Origin of the sequence: Streptomyces sp. NPDC006365 (assembly GCF_042870755.1) — a bacterium.
Lineage (GTDB): Bacteria > Actinomycetota > Actinomycetes > Streptomycetales > Streptomycetaceae > Streptomyces > Streptomyces xiangluensis.
The window spans coordinates 195,148-212,798 of record NZ_JBIAHS010000007.1; the positions used below are offsets into that span (position 1 = coordinate 195,148).

Here is a 17,651-nt window from a genome sequence, read left to right on the forward strand (position 1 = left end):
CGGCTGAGCAAGCCTCAGTCGGGCAGCAACTCCGGTCCTCCGCGGAGGTGCACGCAGGCATGCCGAAGGGGCGGCCACCGCTGGGTGGTCACCCCTTGCGCGCTGTATTGGCTCTCCGCCCGGGGGCTAATGGCCTTGTTCGTCGCGGCGCCGCTGCCAGCGCTCCTCGATGCGGTCCATCATGGAGCGCCGCTGCCGGCCCTGACGGCGGGCTTGTGGAGCGCTCGGCGCACTGGCACCCGCGGCGGGCTGCTCGCCCGGCTTGGGGGCTTTGCGCCAACCGGTGACGGCGAGCACCGCGCAGCCCAGCATGACGAGGAATCCCACCACGCTGACCCAAATCTGCTGTGCGACCATTCCGGCCATGAGGAGCGCGATACCAACCAGGAAGCCGACGACCGCCTGGTAAACCCGTCGCCGGGTGTACGTACGCAGCCCGCTTCCCTCAAGCGCTGTCGCGAACTTGGGATCTTCGGCGTACAGCGCTCGCTCCATCTGCTCGAGCATTCGCTGCTCGTGCTCCGAGAGCGGCACGGAGTCCTCCTCATCGTGCAGTCGCCGGGGCGACCGGGGGTCCCCTTCAGGATAGGCAGGGAATCGCCCCCGTGAAACCCGCCCCTCTACGCCAATTAGCCAACCGGATTCCGCCATGGCACCCCGGTTCACTGAAGCGTGCATTCCCCAGCGACGGGCCCGTCATGCCGGACGGTCTCCTCCGATCATACGGCTCCGAGCGCCCGATCGGGGGCGCTGTGGCGTACTCCATCTGCCGCCGCGCTCCTGATCAGCGGCCGGGGCAGGGGAGCCCGCTCAGGCATCGGCGGCTTCGCGGGTCTCGCCGAGCACATGGAGCTGGGTCGCCACGGAGTGGAAGGCGGGCAGCTCAGCCGCCGCGGCCTCCAGCTTGAGCAGGGCGTCCAGGGCCCCCGGCTCGGTGTCGACGAGGACTCCGGGGACGAGGTCCGCGAAGACCCGTACGCCGTGTACCGCGCCCACGCGCAGACCGGCGCCCTCGACGAGAGCGGTGAGCTGCTCGGCGGTGAAGCGCCGGGGCACGGGATCGCCCTCGCCCCACCGGCCGTCCGGGTCGCCGAGTGCTTGCCGGGCCTCGGTGAAGTGTCCGGCCAGGGCGCGCGCGAGCACCGCGCCGCCCAGGCCCGAAGCGAGCAGGCTCAGGACTCCCTCGGGGCGCAACGCGGCCACGGCGTTGGCGACGCCCTCGGCGGGGTCGTCCACGTACTCGAGCACGCCGTGGCACAGAACCACGTCGTAGCCGCCGCGCTCGACGACGTCGAAGAGGCCGTGGGCGTCGCCCTGGACGCCCTGGACCCGGTCGGCGACGCCGGCCTCGGCGGCTCGGCGCTCCAGCGCGAACAGCGCGTTCGGGCTGGGGTCCACGACGGTGACGCGGTGACCGAGGCGGGCGGCGGGCACTGCGAACTTGCCGCTGCCGCCTCCCGTGTCGAGCACGTCGAGCGACTCCCGGCCGGTGGCCTTGACCCGGCGGTCGAGGGCGTCTTTCAGGACGTCCCAGACCACAGCGGTACGGAGAGAAGCGCGGGGGCGCGACGGGTCCGACACGGCAGTTGACTCCTCGGCGCGGCACCGCCTCGGCTACGGCGGAGCGATAGGGATGTCTTCCCCGGACCTGTGTGGCCAGGGGAAGGTGCGGGCTCTGCCAACCCTATTGCCTCCGGCCCTCCGCCCGGCCCTCCGTCTCGCGCGACGGACGACCGTGCCTCGCCCCTGGGCGGACGCGACCTCGCTCATCGGGCTCCTGCGCCGTTCATCCCGCATCTGGTACCTCCGGTACCTCCGGCTCCTCCTGGTCGGCGTCCTGCCGTGGCTGGGGCAGTACGGGCTGCAGGACGAGCATGCGCTCGACGAGGCGCAGGAACATCGCCACGTCGCGCAGCAGGTCGTCGGCGTCGCGGCTGCTGGCCGCGCCCTGTATGCCTGCCTCCGCGCGGGCACGACGGCGGGCGCCGGAGGCGAACAGCGCGCTCCACTCGGTTAGTTCGGGCGCGATCTCGGGGAGCACTTCCCAGGCGCTCCGGATCTTCGCCCGGCGCCTCGGGGTGGACTCCGGGCGGCCCCGGGCGGCGAGCACGGCGGCGGCGGTGCGCAGGGCCGCGAGGTGGGCCGTCGCGTAGCGCTCGTTCGGCGTTTCCAGCAGGGCCGCCTCGTCGAGTCCGGCGCGGGCCTGGGCGAGCAGGTCGAGGGCGGCGGGCGGGGCCGTGGCCCGGCGGAGCACGGGGTGCACGTCGCTCGCCGGGCCGGTCAGTGAGGGGGCAGGGCCGGTGGCGCGGCGCCGACGGGCGGCGGCTGCGTGGTGACTGGCCATGACGAACCTCCTGTCGTCTGTGTGACGGCATCGCCATGTCAGGTCGTGCCGTATGTGCCCATCGTGAGGTATGCCACTGACAACGCGTTCTGACCTGGCCTTTTGCTTCGATCTAGCGTTCGGGCTATCTTTTGCACTGACCAGTCAGTTCAAAAGTTCCCGGCTTGTGGGAAGGGGTGCGGAAAGTGGTGGGGGAAGGTTCCGACGGACCGCGTGGTCTCGGCGTCACGGCTGAGGGCTTCGGCCTCAGGGGCCCTCGCGGCCGGGCGTTCCAAGGAGTGACCCTCGACGCGGAGCCCGGCTCGCTGATCGCGATCGAGGGGCCGTCGGGCTCCGGGCGCACATGCCTGCTGCTCTCGCTCACCGGGCGCATGAAGCCCACCGAGGGGCACGCGGCGGTCGGGCCGTTCCGCCTGCCGAAGCAGATGGCGGCCGTCCGCAGGATCAGCGCGCTCGCGCACGTGCCCGGGATCACGGACCTCGATCCCGCCCTGACCGTCGGCGAGCACCTGCGCGAACGGGCGCTGCTCCAGCGGCGGTTCGGCGGTTCCGTACGGGGGCTGCTACGGCCCCGCAGCGAGCATGCGGCGGAGGCCCGGCTGCGGATCGACGCCGCGCTGAACGCCGCCGGGCTGGACCGGGAAGCGCTGCCGAAGGGCTCCCGGACCGCTGTACGCGACCTGGAGCGGGTCGAGGCACTGCGGCTCTCCGTGGCGCTGGCCCTGATCGGCCACCCGCGCCTCCTCGGCGTCGACGACACCGACCTGAAGCTCTCGGAACCCGAACGGGCCGAGGTCTGGACGCTGTTGCGCGCACTCACCGAAGCGGGGACGACCGTCCTCGCGGTGTGCCGGGAGGCACCCGAGGATGCCGTCACCGTGTCCACCGGGTCCGCCGACGAGCCCACCCCCGAGGAAACCGACGAGCCCGCCCACGCGGAACGCGACGAGCCCTCCGACACGGAAGGCGAACAAGACCGACAAGACGGAGACAAGGAGGCGGCGGATGCGCTCGCCGAAGCTGGCCGCGCTTGAACTCAGGCGGTTCGGCAGGGGGAAGCTCCCGCGCGCGGCGATGACCTCGCTCCTACTGCTGCCGCTGCTGTACGGCGCCCTGTACCTGTGGTCGTTCTGGGACCCGTACGGCCGTCTCGACCGCATCCCCGTGGCCCTCGTGAACGACGACAAGGGAACGACGGCGAACGGCGCGAAGATCGCGGCGGGCGACGACATCACCAAGGGCCTGCACAAGAGCGACACCTTCGAGTGGCACGAGGTCAGCGCCGCCGAGGCGCGCAAGGGCGTCGAGAACGGCACGTACTACCTGTCGCTGACCATGCCATCCGACTTCAGTGAGCGCGTCGCCTCCAGTTCGGGCGACTCCCCGGAGACGGGCGCCCTCCAAGTGCGTACGAACGACGCGAACAACTACATCGTCGGGCAGGTCTCCAGGACGGTCTTCGGCGAGGTAAGGACGGCGGCGTCGACGAAGACGTCGCGGTCGTTCCTCGACAGGATCTTCATCTCGTTCTCGGACATCCACGGTCAGACCGTGAGGGCCGCCGAGGGAGCCGATCAGCTGAAGGGCGGGATCGGGAAGGCCAAGAAGGGCTCGAAGGATCTCGCCGACGGGCTGAAGGACGCCAAGAAGGGCAGCGGCAAGCTCTCCGCGGGCCTGAAGAAGCTCAACAAGGGAGCAGGCGACCTGGAGAAGGGCTCACGGCAGGTCTCGGAGGGGACACGGGCGCTGGCGGAAAAGGCCAACGGCGTCGCGGACAAGGTGGGCCCCTTCCTGAAAGGCAACGAGAAGGAGATCGGCGACACGGCACAGCTGGTCGCGGACTCCGCGGCGGCCATCCGTCGCAACCTCGACACGCTGGTGAGGACCGCCCCGGCCGCCGCCAAGTCGGCCCGCACGGCCTCCGACACGCTCAGCGGCGTCTACCAGGCGCGCTGCGAGACCGCGCCGCTGCCCGACGCCGCCTGCCCGCAGCTGAAGGAGGCGAAGGACGCGGCCGCGGACGTGGCGAAGGTCGCCGACGACGTCAACACGCTGGTCGCGGGCCAGGACGGCGATCTGGACGCGCTGGACCGGCACCTGGCCACGCTCCAGAAGCAGGCACAGACGCTCGCCGACCGCTCGCCGCGCCTCTCCGAGGACCTCGCCACCGCCGTCTCCAAGATCAACGCACTCGACAAGGGAGCCGGACAGGTCGCCAAGGGGGCGAAGACCCTGCACACCGGACTCGGCACGGCCAAGACCGGCGCTGCCGACCTCGACACCGGCGTCGGTGCCCTCAAGACAGGGGCGATCGACCTCGAAGGAGGCATGTTCAAGCTCGTCGACGGCTCCGGGAAGCTCGCCGGCGGACTGCACGACGGCGCCGGAAAGATCCCCGACTACGGCAAGAAGGACCGCGACCAACGCACCGAGGTGATGGCGGACCCGGTGCGGCTCGCTTCGAAGGACCTGCACAAGGCGCCCAATTACGGCACCGGATTCGCCCCGTATTTCATCCCGCTCTCCCTGTGGGTGGGCGCGATGGTGGCCTACATGGTGATCCAGCCCCTCAACCGGCGCGCTCTCGCGACGGGCGCCTCCGCCTGGCGCATCGCGCTCGCGGGCTGGCTGCCGGTGGCCGCCCTGGGCGTGCTCCAGACGGCCACGCTGATGGCCGTACTGCACTGGGGGCTGGGCCTTCAGATGGCGCGAGCCGCCGGGACGGTGGGGTTCCTCTGCCTGGTGACGGCGTGCTTCGCGGCGATCGTGCAGTGGCTGAACGCGCGATTCGGAGCCGCGGGCCGAATCCTCGTCCTCGCCTTCCTGATGCTGCAGCTGACGTCGGCAGGCGGCACGTACCCCGTGCAGACCAGTCCGGCCTTCTTCAACGTGATCCACCCCTTCATGCCGATGAGTTACGTCGTCGACGCCCTGAGGAGGCTCATCACGGGCGGCGGCCTCGTACCGGTCTGGCAGGCATGCGTGGTCCTCACGGCTTTCACCGCGGGCGCCCTCGCGCTCACCGCCGTGGCCGCACGCCGCAGGCAGGTGTGGACACTGGACCGGCTGCACCCGGAGCTGAGCCTGTGACAATCAGGGCCATGGAAAGCAGCAAGGCCGTGGACAGCGGCAGCAGCCGGAGACAGGTGACCCGGCAGAAGCTCTACGAGGCGGCCGTGACACTCATCGCGGAGCAGGGCTTCTCGGCCACCACCGTGGACGAGATCGCCGAGCGCGCCGGGGTCGCGAAAGGCACCGTCTACTACAACTTCGCGAGTAAATCCGTCCTCTTCGAAGAGCTGCTCCGGCACGGTGTGCGACTCCTCACCGCCTCCCTCCGGGAGGCGGCAGAGAAGACCGCTCAGGACGGCGGCAGCAAGGTCGACGCCTTGGACGCGATGATCCGGGCGGGGCTCGTCTTCATCGACCGCTATCCGGCCTTCACACAGCTGTACGTGGCGGAGCTGTGGCGTACGAACCGGGCCTGGCAGTCCACCCTGATGGTGGTCAGGCAGGAGGCCGTCGCGGTGGTCGAGGGAGTTCTGCGCGACGGCGTCGCGAACGGCGAGCTGAGCGACGAGATCGACATCCCGCTCACGGCGGCGGCCCTGGTGGGCATGGTCCTGGTAGCTGCCCTGGACTGGCAGGCCTTCCAGCCGGAACGCTCCCTGGACGACGTCCACGCGGCGCTGTCGCGGCTGCTTCAGGGGCGGGTGAGCGGCAACCGCTGAAGCACCGGGGAGCACAGGGGGCCGAAAAGCGAGCGCCGGCCCGAGGTGGCCGCGTCCCCCGCGGGCCACGCCGGACCGGCGCCCTTCTTGTTCCCCCGTAGTCCCCCGTAGTCCCCCGTTTTCGGTCTCCCCCCGGTCCCCCCGTGCCTCGCTCCCGCCCGGCTTCTCGGCGGAAGGAGCGGCCAAGGGCGCTGCACCGTTCCGCCGCCCCGTGTCGGCAGTGCCGGAGCCGCGCCCCTTTCCGTGCCCCCACTCTCCCGTTCGCGCAGGTCGTGCCCCATCCGCGCGCGTACTCATCTCTCTGACTAGGTACGGATACCTAGTCCTGCGCATTCAGGCCCAGAACGCACCGTTGCCGACTGGTTACGAACGCGTCCGCGCTGCTACTCCCCCGCTGCTCCCCCGGCCGGGAATCCGGGACCCGCGCGTGCGAGGCGGTGACAGGCGGACGGTGGCGGCAGGGTTGTCAGTAGCGGCCGATACAGTCCCTGGCATGGCACGAATTGCGGTGATCGGCGCCGGGATGGGCGCGCTGGCGGCCGCCGCCCGGCTGGCCGTCGCGGGCCACCGGGTGGTGGTGTACGAGCGCGCGGCGACGTACGGCGGGTCGGTGGGCGTCGTCGAGCGTGACGGCTTCGTCTTCGACACGGGCCCGGGGCTGTTGCCGCTGCCCGCTGTGTACCGCGATCTGTTCGTCAAGACCGGCAAGGAGCCGCTGGAAAAGTGCGTCGACCTGGTCCAGGTGGACCCGGCCTCGCACCACGTCTTCGCGGACGGCACGGAGGTCTCGCTGCCCAACGCCTCGCGTGCGGGAGTCGTCTCGGCCCTGGACGCGGCCCTGGGGGCGGGCGAGGGAGAGCGGTGGGGCGAGTTCCTGGTACGGGCGCGAGAGGCCTGGGACCGTACGCGCCGACCGCTGCTCGAAGAGACCCTGTGGCCCAACTGGCAGGTTCTCGCCGATCGTGACCCGTATCCGTCGCTCAAGCAGCGCCGTCTGCTGCGCCCCCGGGTGGCGACCACACTCGCGGAGGTCGGCGCCTGGGAACTGCGCGACCCACGGCTCGCGGCCCTCCTGGAGAGCCAGGCCCTCGCGTATGGCCTCGACCCACGCGTCACCCCGGCCGCCGCGGCCGTGCTGCCGTACATGGAGCACGCCTTCGGGACGTGGTATGTGCGCGGTGGGATACGGGGGTTGGCGCGGGCGGTGTACGAGCGGTGCCTGGCCCGCAGGGTCGAGTTCCACTTCGACACGGCCGTCGAGCGGATCGTCGAGAAGGACGGTCGAGCGGCGGGGCTGGAGCCGGCCGACGGCACCATCGAGGAGGCGGACTTCGTGGTCGCGGGCGTGGCGCCCGGAATGCTGGACGGGCTGATCTCCGGGACCGCGCCGCACGGCGACGGCGAAGTGCTGCCCCAGCGGGGACTGCCGAGCCGCCTGACGGTTCACCTGGCGCTGCGCGGCGGGCGGCCGGAGGGGGTGGCTCATCGGACGGTCGTACACGCGGCGGATCGCGAGGCGGAGTTGCACGCGCTGTTCGGCGACCGACCCGGGCGTACGGCTTCTCCGGGCTCCGGGCTCCCGGCCGCGCCCACTGTGACGGTGCTGCGCCCCGGCGATCCCGCGCTGGTGCCGGACGACGACCACGAGGCGGTCACGCTGAGCGTCACGGTGCCGTCAGGCGTGGCGCCGACCGAGGACGATGTGGATCGGGTACTCACCGCCGCTGGGCGCGCGATACCCGACCTGCGCGAGCGCCTCCTCTGGCACGAGGTCCGTACGCCGCTGGACATCGCGGAGGCGACGGGTGCGGACGGCGGCGCGGTTCCGGCCCCGGCGCTGGCCGCCGCGGGCGGACGTCTGCTGCACCCGTCCAACAGCACCCGCCTGCCGGGCCTGTTCACGGTCGGCGGCTGGGCACACCCCGGCGGCGGACTGCCGCACGCGGGCATGTCCGGTGCGCTGGTCGCGGGACTGATCGTGGAGGGACCGGGCTTCCAGGGCTCGCAGTAAGGCGGTTGTCAGAACCGGTACTGCTCGTCGTACCCGTTTCCGTTCCCGTTGCCCTCGTACGGATACTGCTGCTGCTCCGGCGGGAGTTCGCCGCCGTACGGATCGTCGGTGGAGCGCTGCTGTGGGACCCAGACGCCGCCCGGCGGGGTCTCGCCGCCGCCGTAGCTCCCGCCCGCGTACTGGTCCTGGGCGTAGCCCTGCTGCCCGTACTGCTGCTGTGAGGCGTCGTAGGAGGAGTCGTACGAGGCACCCCCGTACGTCTGCGTGCCGAGGTACGGGTCGGAGTAGGCGGCGTACTGCTGCTGGCCGTTGTCGTAGCCGTACTGCTGCTGGTCGTAGCCGGAGTATCCGTCGTACCCGTAGTTCTGGCCGGCGTCCGGGGACTGGGCGGACGCGGCGTAGGACGGGTCGGTGGCCGCGGCGTAGGCGGCGTCGCTGTAGACGCCGTAGTTGCCCGTGTCGTCCGGCAGGGGCTGCGGCTCGTAGACGGCGGTGGACTCGGCCGCCGTCTCGGCGTGCTGCCCGAAGCTCGCGGACTGCTGTCCGAAGGCGTCGGACCGCTGTCCGAAGACGGAGTCCTCGCGGCCGTAGAGGTCGTCGCCCTGGCCGAAGTCGTCCCGCGGACGCATTCCGCTGTCCGCCGCCTGGAGGTCGGAGACCTCGAGCGTCGGATCCCGGTCCGGCTCGCCGCGGCGCCGCTTGCTGGCGCCCGGGCGGCCTGCGACGGCCCAGCCGGCCGCGAAGCCGCGGCGGAACGACAGTGTGACGTATGTCTGCCCGACCGCGAAGGCGGCGGCGCCCAGGCCGATGACCGGCACGGACGGGATGAGCACGCCGAGCACCACGCCGAGGAAGCCCGCGAAGGCCAGCAGCCTCCAGCGCAGCCGTGCCTTGTACTGCAGCAGGACCTCGCCGAGCAGCCACAGCGCGACGATGCCGAACGCGATGTAGAGGACCGTCCAGCCCATGTACGCCCCTCTCCCAGTGACCGTTACGCAGTGTGTCGTACGAGGATGCGTGCGGTCTAGGCCTGCTGTGGGTGGTGCAGCCCCAGATTTTCGTAGATTTCCAAAGACGCGGTCGAGTTGTTCAACGTGATGAAGTGCAGTCCGGGGACTCCCTCGGCCAGCAGCGTCGCGCAGAACTCCGTAGCGAACTCGATTCCAATGGAGCGTACAGCCGTCGGATCGTCCTTGGCTGTGAGGATCCGCTCTTTGAGGGCGTCCGGGAACGAGGCGTTGCTGAGCTTCGGGAGCCGCTCCAGCATCTTCACGCTGGTCACGGGCATGACCTCGGGGATGACCGGGGTCTCGCAGCCGGCCGCGTCGACTCGGTCACGTAGCCGCAGGTACGACTCGGGATGGAAGAACATCTGCGTGATCGCGTAGTCGGCGCCGGCCCGGCATTTGTCGACAAAATGCGCGACGTCCATGTCCCAGTCGGCAGAGCGCGGATGCATCTCGGGGAAAGCCGCGACGCCCACGCAGAAGTCGCCCGACTCCTTGATGAGTCGGACGAGTTCGGCTGCGTAGGTCAGGCCCTGAGGATGCGGGATCCAGTCGCCCATGGGGTCGCCCGGCGGATCGCCGCGCACGGCGAGGATGTTCCGGATCCCGGCGTCCGCGTACTGGCCGATGATGTTGCGCAGTTCGGCGATGGAGTGGTTCACGGCGGTGAGGTGGGCGACCGGGGTGAGCGTCGTGTCCGCGACGATCTGCTCGGTCTCCTTCACTGTGCCGGCGCGGGTCGAGCCGCCCGCTCCGTAGGTCACCGACACGAAGTCGGGAGCGACGGCCTCGACGCGGCGGAGCGCGTTCCACAGGTTCCGCTCGCCCTTCGGGCTCTTCGGCGCCGCGAACTCGAACGAGTACGTCGTCTTGCCAGTGGCGAGCATGTCACGCACAGTGCGTGCGCGGTCAGTCCTGGTGGACGCAGATCCTAGGGCCATACCCGCAGGTTAGTCAGGGGCTGGCGGTCCCCCAACCGGACGATGGAAATTGCCCGGTTTGTCGGCCACTTGTCCACACCTCGGACAACTAACCGTGACGCAATCGTTTCGCGAACTCCCGGGCCGCCGCGCCCGGGTCATCGGCCTCCGTGATCGCCCGTACGACAACGACGCGCCGGGCGCCCGCTTCGAGGACCTCGTCGAGGTTGCCGAGGTCGATGCCGCCGATGGCGAACCAGGGACGGTCGGTGCCGAGCGCGGCCGTGTACCGGACGAGGTCCAGGCCCGGCGCATGGCGGCCCGGCTTGGTGGGCGTCGGCCAGCAGGGGCCCGTACAGAAGTAGTCCACTCCGTCCTCGACGGCGGCGGACGCGGCCTCCGCATCGGCGTGTGTGGAGCGGCCGATCAGGACGTTGTCGCCGAGGATCGCGCGGGCGGCGGGGACGGGCAGGTCGCCCTGGCCCAGGTGCAGCACGTCGGCGTCCGCCGCATGGGCGACGTCCGCGCGGTCGTTCACCGCGAGCAGCTTGCCGTGCCGCGCGCAGGCCTCGGCGAACACCTGGAGGTGCTCCAGCTCCTCGGCGGCTTCCATGCCCTTGTCGCGCAGCTGCACTATGTCGACACCGCCGGCGAGGACCGCGTCCAGGAACTCGGCGAGGTCACCCTGGCGCTTTCGGGCGTCCGTGCAGAGGTAGACGCGGGCATCGGTGAGCTGCGTGTGTGCGGTGGCTTCGGGCATGCGAAAATCCCCCGTTGTCGGTGGCGTACGGACCCTGCCGTGCGGGGCACGGCCCGTACGCCGGACGGTGTGTTCAGGTCAGACGGCGAGCGCCTGGGCTCGGCGCTTCACCTCCGTACCTCGGTTCTCGCTGAGGGCCTGCGCGGGGGTGCCGGGCAGGCTCGGGTCGGGGGTGAAGAGCCACTCCAGCATCTCTTCGTCCGTGAAGCCGTCGTCCCTCAGGAGCGTCAGGGTGCCGGACAGGCCCTTGACGACCTTGTCTCCGTCGATGAAGGCGGCGGGGACGTGCAGCGCTCGGTTCTCACCACGGCGTACGGCGATGAGCTGGCCCTCCTTGACCAGCTGCCGCACACGGGTCACCTCGACGCCGAGCTGTTCGGCGATGTCGGGGAGGGTGAGCCAGGCGGGGACGAGAGCATCGATTTTTGCGTCAATCTCGGTCACGGGATTAAGCGTGCCATCCCGGACTGACAGTCGGAAGTCGTGGCCGCCCCGCCTGGGCCGTTCGCCGGACCCCGGCGGCCCGCCCTGTCGCCCTACGCGGTCGCCGATTTCGCCGATTTCAAGGGCCGGGACGGGTCCGACAGCAGTTCCGGAATCATCGGGACACCTGCTTCGATCAGCTTGCGGCCCTGCGCCAGGTCCCGGGGCCGTCCCACCGCGAGCACGGCGACCAGCCGGTTCTCCCGGAGCCAGCACACCGACCAGGCCGGGCCCGTCGGGTCGCCGCGCCAGATCGTGGCGTCCGCGCGCGCGTGGTGCCCCGCGTACTGGACGAAGCGGCCGAACTGCTCGGACCAGAAGTACGGCACAGGGTCGTAGGCGGCGGGCGTCTCGTCGATGATGTTCGCCGCGACCGTACGGGGCCCCTGGAGGGCGTTGTCCCAGTGGTGGACCAGAAGACGCTCGCCGTACCTGCGCGAAGGGAAGGAGGCGCAGTCGCCGACCGCGTACACGTCCGGGACGGATGTGCGCAGGTGGTCGTCCGCGACCACCTCGCGATGGGCGCCGAGCTCGATCCCGGAACCGGTCAGCCAGGCGGTGGCGGGCCGCGCCCCGATGCCCACGACGACGGCTCCCGCGGGCAGCCGCGAGCCGTCGTCCAGCACGACCGCCCCGGGTTCGACGTGCTCCACGCGCGCGTGGGTGCGCAGCGATGCGCCGCTGTCCGCGTACCAGGCGGTCATGGGCGTGGCCACCTCGGCGGGCAGTGCGCCGGCGAGCGGCCGGTCGGCGGCCTCGACGACGGTCACCGCGCACCCGGCCTCGCGCGCCGCCGTGGCGAACTCGGCGCCGATCCAGCCCGCGCCGACGACCACGATGTCGTGCTGCCGGGCCAGCACGGGCCGCAACCGCTCGGCGTCGTCCAGGGTGCGCAGCAGATGCACTCCCGGTACGCCCTCCGCGCCCGGCAGCCGCATGGGTTCCGCGCCCGTGGCGATGACCAGGACGTCGTACGGAACGGGCCCCATGGCCGTGTCGAGTTCATGATCAACAGGACGTACGCCTGTCACCTCGAGCCCCAGGCGCAGCTCGATGCCCAGGGCCTCGAAGTCGACGTCGAAGGCGGAGCCCTCGGCCGTGCCGAGCAGGACGGCCTTGGAGAGCGGCGGGCGGTCGTACGGCTGGTGCGGCTCCGCGCCGATCAGCGTCACGGTGCCGGTGAAACCCTGCTCCCGCAGGGCGACCGCGGTCTGCACGCCGGCCATGCCCGCGCCGACGATCACGACACGTCGTCGCGCTGCCCGGCTCCGTTCCCGCGTCTGCTCGTTCACCCGATCACCATAGTCAACTGACGTTGTGTCAGTCAGCGGGAGCGATCAGTGACGTCCTGCACAGCCGTCATGACGTCTCGCACGGCCGTCAGAGATCGTCGGCGAGCTGTTCCACCACGCTCGTCCCGCTGCCCGTCTGCGACTCCCACTCCCAGGTCTCCTCCAGGCGTACGCGCCCGTCGGCGAGCTCGACCACTCGGGACAGGCAGTGCCCCGAGGAGGTGCTGCCGTCCCGCTTCAGCTGCACGTACCGGAAGTCGAGGCGGTCACCCTCACGTGTACCCACCAGGTGGCCGCGTACGACGTCGCCGCCCGCGTACTCGGCCCAGATCTCGCCGTCCTTCTCGTGGTACGAGAAGCGGGTGCGCGTACCGACCTGACCTGGGGCTTGGTCTGCGACCGGGGCGAGGACGAGACCGTCGAGCGAACCGGCCATGCCGTGCGGCTCCCTTACTGAGGTGTGACACGAAGAGTTAGGGTGGCCAACCTAGAGCACTCGCGGGAGTCCGGACGCACCGGACTGAGAGGGAGGCTGGGACGGCCTCCGACCGTACGAACCTGATCCGGGTCATGCCGGCGAAGGGAGGGGCTGGACGCCCATGTCGCGTACATCGCTCGCATCACACGCGTCGTCAAGCACATCCGACACATCCGACGTCCTGATCGTCGGGGGCGGGATCATCGGCCTGGTGACCGCCTGGCGTGCCGCGCAGCGCGGCTTCGCCACCGCACTCGTGGACCCCGACCCCGGCGGCGGAGCGGCCCAGGTGGCCGCCGGAATGCTGGCCGCCGTCACCGAGCTCCACTACGGCGAGCAAACCCTGCTCGGCCTCAATCTGGCGTCCGCCCGGCGCTACCCGGAGTTCGCCGCCGAACTCACCGAAGCGACGGGCCTGGACCTCGGCTACCGCGAGTGCGGCGCGCTGGCCGTCGCGCTGGACGCCGACGACCGCGCCCATCTGCGCGAACTGCACGCCCTGCAAGTCCAGTCGGGCCTGGAGTCGGAGTGGCTCAGCGGCCGCGAGTGCCGGCGCCTGGAGCCGATGCTCGCGCCGGGCGTGCGAGGAGGGCTCAAGGTCGACGGCGACCACCAGATCGATCCACGGCGGCTCGCCAAGGCGCTGGTCGCGGCGTGCGAGCGGGCCGGAGTGACATTCCACCGGGTGTGGGCGGAGCGGCTCAGCGTCGTACGGGACCGAGCCACCGGGATCGTCACCACCGACGGGACCGAGCTGATCGCGGGCCAGGTCGTCCTCGCCGCGGGCAGCCTCAGCGGGCGGCTCGCGGGCGTTCCCGACGCCGTACTGCCGCCCGTACGGCCGGTGAAGGGGCAGGTACTGCGGCTGACCGTGCCGAAGCGGTACGCGCCGTTCCTGAGCCGTACCGTGCGGGCCGTCGTCCGGGGCAGCCATGTGTACCTGGTGCCGCGCGAGAACGGTGAGCTGGTCGTCGGCGCCACGAGTGAGGAGCTGGGCTGGGACACGACGGTGACCGCGGGCGGCGTGTACGAATTGCTGCGCGACGCCCACGAGTTGGTCCCCGGCATCACCGAACTCCCGCTCACCGAGACCCGCGCGGGACTGCGCCCCGGCTCCCCCGACAACGCGCCCCTGCTCGGCCCCACAGAACTGGACGGCCTGCTCCTGGCCACCGGTCACTACCGCAACGGCGTCCTGCTCACCCCCGTCACGGGCGACGCCATGGCGCACCTGCTGACCACCGGTGAACTCCCGGAGGAAGCCCGCCCGTTCACACCCAGGCGCTTCAGTACGGCCCGCACGGAGCAGCCCGTATGAACGTCTACGTCATGAACGTCTTCGTCAACGGTGAGCGGCAGGAGATCGCCGCCGGCACCGCCCTCGACACACTGGTCGCCACCCTCACCGCGGCGCCCTCCGGGGTCGCCGCCGCGCTCAACGAAACCGTCGTCCCGCGCGCGCAGTGGCCGGACACATCCCTCTCCGAGGGAGACCGCATCGAGGTCCTCACCGCCGTCCAAGGAGGCTGAACCATGGCCGACGACCCGTTTCTCATCAGCGGTACGTCCTTCACGTCCCGCCTCATCATGGGCACCGGCGGGGCGCCCAGCCTCGATGTGCTGGAGCGGTCGCTCGTCGCCTCCGGCACGGAGCTGACGACGGTCGCGATGCGGCGCGTAAACGCTTCCGTGCATGGTTCGGTGCTGTCCGTGCTCGATCGGCTCGGTATTCGTGTGCTGCCGAACACGGCGGGCTGTTACACCGCCGGGGAGGCCGTGCTGACGGCTCGGCTCGCTCGCGAAGCGCTCGGCACCTCGCTGGTGAAGCTGGAGGTCATCGCTGACGAGCGCACGTTGCTGCCGGATCCGATCGAATTGCTCGACGCGGCCGAGACGCTCGTCGATGACGGGTTCACGGTGTTGCCCTACACGAACGATGATCCCGTTCTCGCGCGGAAGCTGGAGGATGTGGGCTGTGCCGCGATCATGCCGCTCGGGTCCCCGATCGGGTCCGGGCTCGGAATTCGGAATCCGCACAACTTCCAGTTGATCGTGGAGCACGCGCGCGTGCCGGTCATTTTGGACGCGGGGGCCGGGACGGCGTCCGATGCAGCCCTTGCCATGGAGTTGGGGTGTGCCGGTGTGATGCTTGCGTCTGCCGTCACTCGGGCTCAGGAGCCGGTGCTGATGGCCGAGGCCATGAAGCATGCGGTGGAGGCGGGGCGGTTGGCTCGGCTTGCGGGGCGGATCCCTCGGCGGCACTTCGCTGAGGCGTCGTCTCCTGTGGAGGGAGTGGCTCGGCTGGATCCGGAGCGGCCCGCTTTCTGAGCGGGTGGGGGCCAGGGGGTCCTTTCCCCAAGCCCGCCCCTTCCCGGCTGTATCAGTTTGCGGCTCCGCCGCGTGGGGGGGGGGCTGCGCCTCCAGGCCCCCGGGTTGTATCTCGGCTGCGGCTCCGCGCCCCTTACGGGGCGCGACGGGACATAAACCAGCCACCGGCCTCGGAGACGGTGCCACCGGCCTCGGAGACGGTGCTCCCCTCGCGATCACCGGCCTCTGAGACAATGGTCCCCTCTCGATGATGATCCCGGTCTGACCTGCGGTCTCGTCACAGCTCGGCTGCAGTCCGGCTCCGAATCTCCACCGATCACGCGGCGTTGACAGCCTCGGCTCGTACACTCACCTGCGTGGATACGACCCTTCAGGACCCGTTGGTCGGTCAGGTGCTCGACGGCCGCTACCGCATCGACGCACGTATCGCGGTCGGCGGGATGGCCACGGTCTACAGGGCTGTGGACACCCGCCTGGACCGTGTGCTCGCGCTCAAGGTGATGCATCCGACGCTGGCCGCGGACGCCACGTTCGTCGAGCGGTTCATCCGCGAGGCCAAGTCGGTGGCCCGCCTTGCGCACCCCAATGTGGTGCAGGTTTTCGACCAGGGGACCGACGGGCCGTACGTCTATCTCGCCATGGAGTACGTCGCCGGGTGCACCCTGAGGGACGTACTGCGCGAGCGCGGGGCCCTGCAGCCGCGGGCGGCGCTCGACATCCTGGAGTCGGTGCTCGCCGCGCTCGGCGGCGCGCACCGCGCCGGGTTCGTGCACCGCGACATGAAGCCGGAGAACGTCCTCATAGGGGACGACGGCCGGGTCAAGGTGGCCGATTTCGGCCTCGTACGAGCTGTTGACACCGTCACGAACACGACAGGGTCCGTGCTCGGCACGGTGTCGTATCTGGCCCCGGAGCAGATAGAACACGGCACGGCCGATCCACGGGTCGACGTATACGCCTGCGGAATCGTCCTCTACGAGATGCTGACCGGCGACCGGCCGCACCTCGCGGACTCGCCCGCGGCGGTGCTCTACAAGCACCTCCACGAGGACGTCCCGCCGCCGTCGGCGGAAGTGCCGGGCCTTGCCTACGAACTCGACGAACTGGTCGCGTCGGCGACCGCGCGCACCGCGGATGTACGTCCGCACGACGCGGTGGCCCTGCTCGCACAGGTCCGGGACGCGCGCAGCGGGCTGACCGCCGAGCAGCTGGACGCGGTGCCGCCGCAGGCGCTCGCCGAGGGCCACGACATCGGTGCGGACCGTACGAGCGTGATCCCGCGCTCGCTGTCCGTGCCGCGGCCGCTCCCCGTGAACGAGGACGGCGGCGATCACGGGTTCCAGCACACGAGCATCCTGGCGACCCCGCCTCCGAACGCCCCTTCGCGCCGCCGTACCCGCACCCCACTCCCCCGGCGCGGCGTACTCGCGATCGTCGCCGCCGTGCTGCTGGCGCTCGGCCTCGGCGCGGGCGTCTGGTACATCAACTCCGGCCAGTTCACCAAGGTCCCACCGCTGCTCGCGATGACCGAGGCGAAAGCCAAGGATCGGCTCGAGAGCGCCGGGCTCGATGTGGGACCGGTCGAGCGCGAGTACAGCGACACCGTCGAGCGCGGCACGGTCATCAGCAGCGATCCCGAGGCGGGCGCCCGGATCCGTGACAACGACCCGGTGTCGCTGACGATCTCCAGGGGTCCGGAGACCGTACGGGTGCCGAATGTGGAGGGCTTCAAGCTGGACAAGGCCAGGGCGCGGCTGAAGGACGAGGGCCTGAAGGCGGGCATGATCACCAGGGACTTCAGCGAGGAGGTCCCCTTCGGCTTTGTGATCCGTACGGAGCCGGGTGCGGGCACCACGCGCCGCGCGGGCTCCGCCATCGCCCTCACCGTCAGCAAGGGCAGCCCCGTGGATGTGCCGGAGGTCGTGGGCGACGAGCTCGCCGACGCACGGCAGGAGCTCCAGGACGCGGGTCTGAAGGTCGAGATCGCCCCCCAGCAGATCAACTCCGAGTTCGACGCCGGCCAGGTCGCCGAGCAGTCGCCGTCCCCCGACCGGCAGCTGAGCGAGGGCGACACCGTCACCCTGACGATCTCCAAGGGCCCGGAGCAGGTCGAGGTCCCGGACGTGGTGGGCGACAACGTCGACGACGCCAAGCGGGAGCTGGAGGCCGCCGGCTTCGAGGTCAAGGAGGACCGAGGCTTCCTCGGGCTCTTCGGGGACACGGTCAAGGACCAGTCGGTGGACGGCGGCGACACGGCACCGAAGGGCTCGACGATCACCATCGAGATCGAGTGACGG

At 70.8% G+C, this 17,651-nt stretch carries 17 protein-coding genes and 1 riboswitch; of the genes, 8 read left to right on the top strand and 9 right to left on the bottom strand.

Annotated features, from left to right (window positions below; all coding sequences use genetic code 11):
* Positions 1–126: 126 nt before the first annotated feature.
* From ACFYO0_RS21150 to ACFYO0_RS21160, 3 genes are all read right to left on the bottom strand, one after another.
* The gene (locus ACFYO0_RS21150) at positions 127–534 is read right to left on the bottom strand and encodes a DUF3040 domain-containing protein (RefSeq protein ID WP_388678040.1); all 408 of its coding nucleotides are present in this window, start codon (positions 532–534) and stop codon (positions 127–129) included.
* Between the two features lie 276 nt (positions 535–810).
* Entirely contained in the window at positions 811–1,581 is a 771-nt protein-coding gene (locus tag ACFYO0_RS21155) for a class I SAM-dependent methyltransferase (protein WP_388678043.1), read from the bottom strand.
* Positions 1,582–1,786: 205 nt separating this feature from the next.
* Positions 1,787–2,344: an SAV_6107 family HEPN domain-containing protein gene (locus ACFYO0_RS21160; RefSeq protein ID WP_388678046.1), complete on the bottom strand. Its 558-nt coding sequence runs from the start codon at positions 2,342–2,344 to the stop codon at positions 1,787–1,789.
* Between the two features lie 188 nt (positions 2,345–2,532).
* On the opposite strand from ACFYO0_RS21160, the gene ACFYO0_RS21165 reads away from it, so the two are divergent.
* From ACFYO0_RS21165 to ACFYO0_RS21180, 4 genes are all read left to right on the top strand, one after another.
* Positions 2,533–3,378: an ATP-binding cassette domain-containing protein gene (locus ACFYO0_RS21165; RefSeq protein ID WP_388678048.1), complete on the top strand. Its 846-nt coding sequence runs from the start codon at positions 2,533–2,535 to the stop codon at positions 3,376–3,378.
* Positions 3,350–5,434, top strand: a complete 2,085-nt coding sequence (locus tag ACFYO0_RS21170; RefSeq protein WP_388678051.1) for a YhgE/Pip family protein — start codon at positions 3,350–3,352, stop codon at positions 5,432–5,434. Before ACFYO0_RS21165 ends, ACFYO0_RS21170 begins: the two co-directional genes overlap by 29 nt.
* A gap of 11 nt (positions 5,435–5,445) precedes the next feature.
* Positions 5,446–6,075: a TetR/AcrR family transcriptional regulator gene (locus ACFYO0_RS21175; protein ID WP_388678053.1), complete on the top strand. Its 630-nt coding sequence runs from the start codon at positions 5,446–5,448 to the stop codon at positions 6,073–6,075.
* 493 nt (positions 6,076–6,568) lie between these two features.
* The gene (locus ACFYO0_RS21180; RefSeq protein WP_388678056.1) at positions 6,569–8,086 is read left to right on the top strand and encodes a phytoene desaturase family protein; all 1,518 of its coding nucleotides are present in this window, start codon (positions 6,569–6,571) and stop codon (positions 8,084–8,086) included.
* 8 nt (positions 8,087–8,094) lie between these two features.
* Here ACFYO0_RS21180 and ACFYO0_RS21185 read toward each other — a convergent pair whose 3' ends face one another.
* The 6 genes from ACFYO0_RS21185 to ACFYO0_RS21210 form a co-directional block, all read right to left on the bottom strand.
* On the bottom strand, positions 8,095–9,054 hold the full coding sequence (locus ACFYO0_RS21185) for a hypothetical protein (protein ID WP_388678058.1): 960 nt from the start codon (positions 9,052–9,054) through the stop codon (positions 8,095–8,097).
* A 56-nt stretch (positions 9,055–9,110) separates the two neighbouring features.
* Positions 9,111–10,034, bottom strand: coding sequence for a methylenetetrahydrofolate reductase [NAD(P)H] (gene metF, locus ACFYO0_RS21190; protein WP_388678061.1), 924 nt, complete (start codon positions 10,032–10,034; stop codon positions 9,111–9,113).
* A gap of 88 nt (positions 10,035–10,122) precedes the next feature.
* Positions 10,123–10,773 carry a thiamine phosphate synthase gene (gene thiE / locus ACFYO0_RS21195; RefSeq protein WP_388678064.1) on the bottom strand — a complete coding sequence of 217 codons (651 nt, stop codon included), beginning with the start codon at positions 10,771–10,773 and terminating at the stop codon, positions 10,123–10,125.
* Between the two features lie 78 nt (positions 10,774–10,851).
* The gene (locus ACFYO0_RS21200) at positions 10,852–11,217 is read right to left on the bottom strand and encodes an Rv2175c family DNA-binding protein (RefSeq protein ID WP_053671919.1); all 366 of its coding nucleotides are present in this window, start codon (positions 11,215–11,217) and stop codon (positions 10,852–10,854) included.
* Between the two features lie 92 nt (positions 11,218–11,309).
* Positions 11,310–12,548: an NAD(P)/FAD-dependent oxidoreductase gene (locus ACFYO0_RS21205; protein WP_388678068.1), complete on the bottom strand. Its 1,239-nt coding sequence runs from the start codon at positions 12,546–12,548 to the stop codon at positions 11,310–11,312.
* Between the two features lie 88 nt (positions 12,549–12,636).
* A complete protein-coding gene (locus ACFYO0_RS21210; protein ID WP_388678070.1) occupies positions 12,637–12,984 on the bottom strand; it encodes a hypothetical protein in 348 nt (115 codons plus the stop codon).
* Between the two features lie 52 nt (positions 12,985–13,036).
* A riboswitch (TPP riboswitch) is annotated at positions 13,037–13,150 on the top strand.
* On the opposite strand from ACFYO0_RS21210, the gene thiO reads away from it, so the two are divergent.
* From thiO to pknB, 4 genes are all read left to right on the top strand, one after another.
* A complete protein-coding gene (gene thiO, locus ACFYO0_RS21215; RefSeq protein ID WP_388678073.1) occupies positions 13,148–14,344 on the top strand; it encodes a glycine oxidase ThiO in 1,197 nt (398 codons plus the stop codon). Its footprint overlaps the riboswitch before it by 3 nt.
* An 11-nt stretch (positions 14,345–14,355) precedes the next feature.
* Positions 14,356–14,556, top strand: coding sequence for a sulfur carrier protein ThiS (gene thiS, locus ACFYO0_RS21220; protein WP_388678571.1), 201 nt, complete (start codon positions 14,356–14,358; stop codon positions 14,554–14,556).
* A 3-nt stretch (positions 14,557–14,559) separates the two neighbouring features.
* On the top strand, positions 14,560–15,354 hold the full coding sequence (locus tag ACFYO0_RS21225) for a thiazole synthase (protein ID WP_388678076.1): 795 nt from the start codon (positions 14,560–14,562) through the stop codon (positions 15,352–15,354).
* A gap of 356 nt (positions 15,355–15,710) precedes the next feature.
* The gene (gene pknB / locus ACFYO0_RS21230) at positions 15,711–17,648 is read left to right on the top strand and encodes a Stk1 family PASTA domain-containing Ser/Thr kinase (RefSeq protein WP_388678079.1); all 1,938 of its coding nucleotides are present in this window, start codon (positions 15,711–15,713) and stop codon (positions 17,646–17,648) included.
* The last annotated feature ends 3 nt before the right edge of the window (positions 17,649–17,651 follow it).